The 2843-nt window shown below is 62.3% G+C and carries 2 protein-coding genes; both read right to left on the reverse strand.

Annotation, left to right across the window (positions count from 1 at the left end; genetic code table 11):
• Nucleotides 1–993: NAD(P)/FAD-dependent oxidoreductase (locus tag NW863_RS10625; RefSeq protein WP_414366255.1), on the reverse strand; the 993-nt coding region annotated here is incomplete at its 3' end.
• A gap of 33 nt (nt 994–1026) precedes the next feature.
• Nucleotides 1027–2843: tetratricopeptide repeat protein (locus NW863_RS10630; RefSeq protein WP_414366256.1), on the reverse strand; the 1817-nt coding region annotated here is incomplete at its 5' end.

Here is a 2843-nt window from a genome sequence, read left to right on the forward strand (position 1 = left end):
CACCGCGTACACGCCGATCTTGGGCAAGAGACGGGATCCCCAGACAAAGTCGGCGCAGTCCCCTAAGGCCAAGATGCGCTCTGCCCCCTGCACCCGCAGGCACTCATCCACCAGCAGGGATCCCGTCGGCCCCAGCGGCAGGCCGCAGCTTCTCAGCCAGGCGGGCGCCTGCAACCCACCCGCCCATAGGCGGGTCTGGGCCACCAGCTCGCTGCCATCCTCTAGCCAAACTTGCTGTGGCCCGAAGGCTTTTACCCGGCGCTCCGCCCAGATCTCTACCCCCAAGCGGCGGATCTCCCTTTCCACCTCCTGGCGGAAGCGTTCTGAGAAGCCCTCGGCCAGATGGGCCTGGCCATGGATCAGGAGCAGGCGGGCCCGCGCCAAAGGGATCCCCGTTGCTGCGCTCATCTCGCGGCAGAGGTCGTACAGCTCTCCCATCAGCTCTGTGCCGGTGCAACCTCCCCCCACCACCCCAAAGGTCAGCAGGCTCGGCGTCGGATCTCCCTGGGCCGCCCGCTGCCAGCACTGCCGGATCCAGGTTTGGGCGGCCACCAGTTGCTCCGCCGGTCGAATGGCGAAAGCATGTTGCATCCCGTCGATGGCCCGCAGCTCCCGCCCCACATTCACCAACAGGTAATCGTAGGCAAGGGTTTGGATCCCGCCTGCGCCTTCCAGGGTCAGGGTTTGCGCCTGCGGGTGAATGTGGGTTACTCGTCCTTGCAGAAACTGGGCGCCATTGGCTTGAATGTGCTCCAGCAGCGGGATCCGCACCAGATCCAGGGAAAACCGACCGCTCAGCAGCCGCGTGGACATGCCCGAGTTGACGATGTAGGGGTGGGGATTGATGGCGATCACCCGCGCTTGCCCTTTGAGGGCCCGCAGGGCATCGATGGCTCCATAGCCACATCCGGCCAAGACCACAGTGGGCAGGGATCCCTTCATGGCTGGAGCGGCAACCTCTCGCAGGCGGGCGTGCACCTTGTCGGGCGGCAACCGGGATCCCTCAGCGTCGATCAGCTCCCATCTTTACACGGGCAGTAGGTCGGTATGTACCTCTTCCGTCTGCTTAGAGAGAAGCCGCTGCAGGCTCCCTTTGGCTTCGGGGAAGTTGGGAGAAATTTCCAAAGCCGAGCGAAAGTGCTCGACGGCCTGCTCCAACTTGCCTTGGCGGGCCAAGACGGATCCCAGGCGGTAGTGGGCCATGCCGTAGCTGCCGTTGCTGCGCATCGCCCGTTGATAGCTGGCCACCGCTGAGCTCAGATCCCCCTTGATACGGGCCACTTCTCCCAGGCCAAAGTGGGCTTCGGGCAAATCTGGGTCTTCTCTTAACGCTTGTTCAAACTGCTGCACAGCCTCTTGCACCTGCTGGGGCCAGACAAACTTGCGCCCAGAGGCGTCGCGGTGTTTTTGACCCAAATAGGACAAGCCGATGGCAGCAACCGCCTCAGGCAAGCTGGGCACTAGCCCCAGGGCTCGCTGGTAGCTTTTGATGGCTTCGCTGTGCTGCTCCTGGGCCGCTAAGACCAAGCCCAGCCCGTAGTAGGCGCGGCCCTGCTGGAGCTTGGAGGAGCTGCCGGAGAGGAGCACCTGGCTGAACTCTTGGCCAGCCTGGGCCAGACGCCCCGCATGAACCATGGCCAAGCCCAGATCCACCCGCACAGCGGCGGCTAATTCGGGATCCAGATCGAGATTGAGGGCGGTTTGAAAAGCTGCTATTGCCGCCTTTAACTGGCCCTTGCGCATCAGCGCTTGTCCCATCAGGTAGTGGGCTGAGCCCAGGCGATCGTCCAACTCCAAAGCAGCCCAGCAGGAATCGATCGCCTCGTCCCATTGCCCCAGCTTGAGGCGAATTTGAGCAATACAGAGGTGGGCCTGGCTGAAGTGGGGATCCAACCCAAGGGCCTTTTGTTGCTGGGCCAAGGCTTCTGCCCAGTTGCCTTTCTCGGCCCAGGCTTGGCCAAGCAGGCTATGGATCTCGACTTGAGCAGATCCCTGGGTGAGGGACAGGGCCTCCTGAAACCGCTCCACTGCCTCAGGAACTTGATTGGCCTGTAAAAAGGACAAACCTTCTGCCAAAGGATCAGAGGATCCCTCTCGCTTAAAGGTGTTGACAGCACGCCAGCCTTTCCACCCCAGCCAGCCCCCCCCTGCAGCCAGGAGCAACAGAGGGATCCCTACTCCCAGCGATCTGGCCCGGGCAGGGATGTCGGGCTGCCGGAAGGAATGCACCACCAACCCGGCCCCCAGCAGGAGAGACAAGGCCAGGGCTCCCCCCAGGAAGGGGCGTAGGGTAGGTTGGTGCAACTGCTGGCCAAGCGCCTGAACGTTGACCGGAAGGCTGATGGGAGAACTGGGGCGAGCAGGGGCAGTTGTGGACGGAGAGGTCGGGATCCCAGCTTGGGCCTGTGCAGAGGCATGAGGAGACTGGTTTGGGTCAGGCCCTGAGCCTCGCTCTTTCTGGGTTTTGGGAAGCGGCGCCTCTAGGGTTTTAACTTTGCGATCAGGCCTGGCATCGGGATCCACAACAGGTTTTTGGGCATCCAGCACCTTGATCTCGGAAATCTTGGTGCCGGGCAATACAATCTCCGTGGCGTCGGCACCGCTTTTCCCAGAAGACAAATAGAAGACTTTTTTCCACTGCGGCTGCGTTTCTCCCTGCAGCCGACCGTACACCACCAGTTGGCTGACTCCCTGCACCGGCGCGCCTTCCAATTGGCCGGCAACCCGCTGCAACACCATAGAGCGGCTGAACAGTCCCTGCTGTGGCAGATCCACCATCAGGTAAAGGACATCTTGTTTCAGCGCCGAACGGCTTGGCAGGGGAGCAAGGGCCTTCTGCAAAG

The sequence above is a fragment of the Synechococcus sp. B60.1 genome, assembly GCF_047462555.1.
Taxonomy (GTDB): domain Bacteria; phylum Cyanobacteriota; class Cyanobacteriia; order Thermostichales; family Thermostichaceae; genus Thermostichus.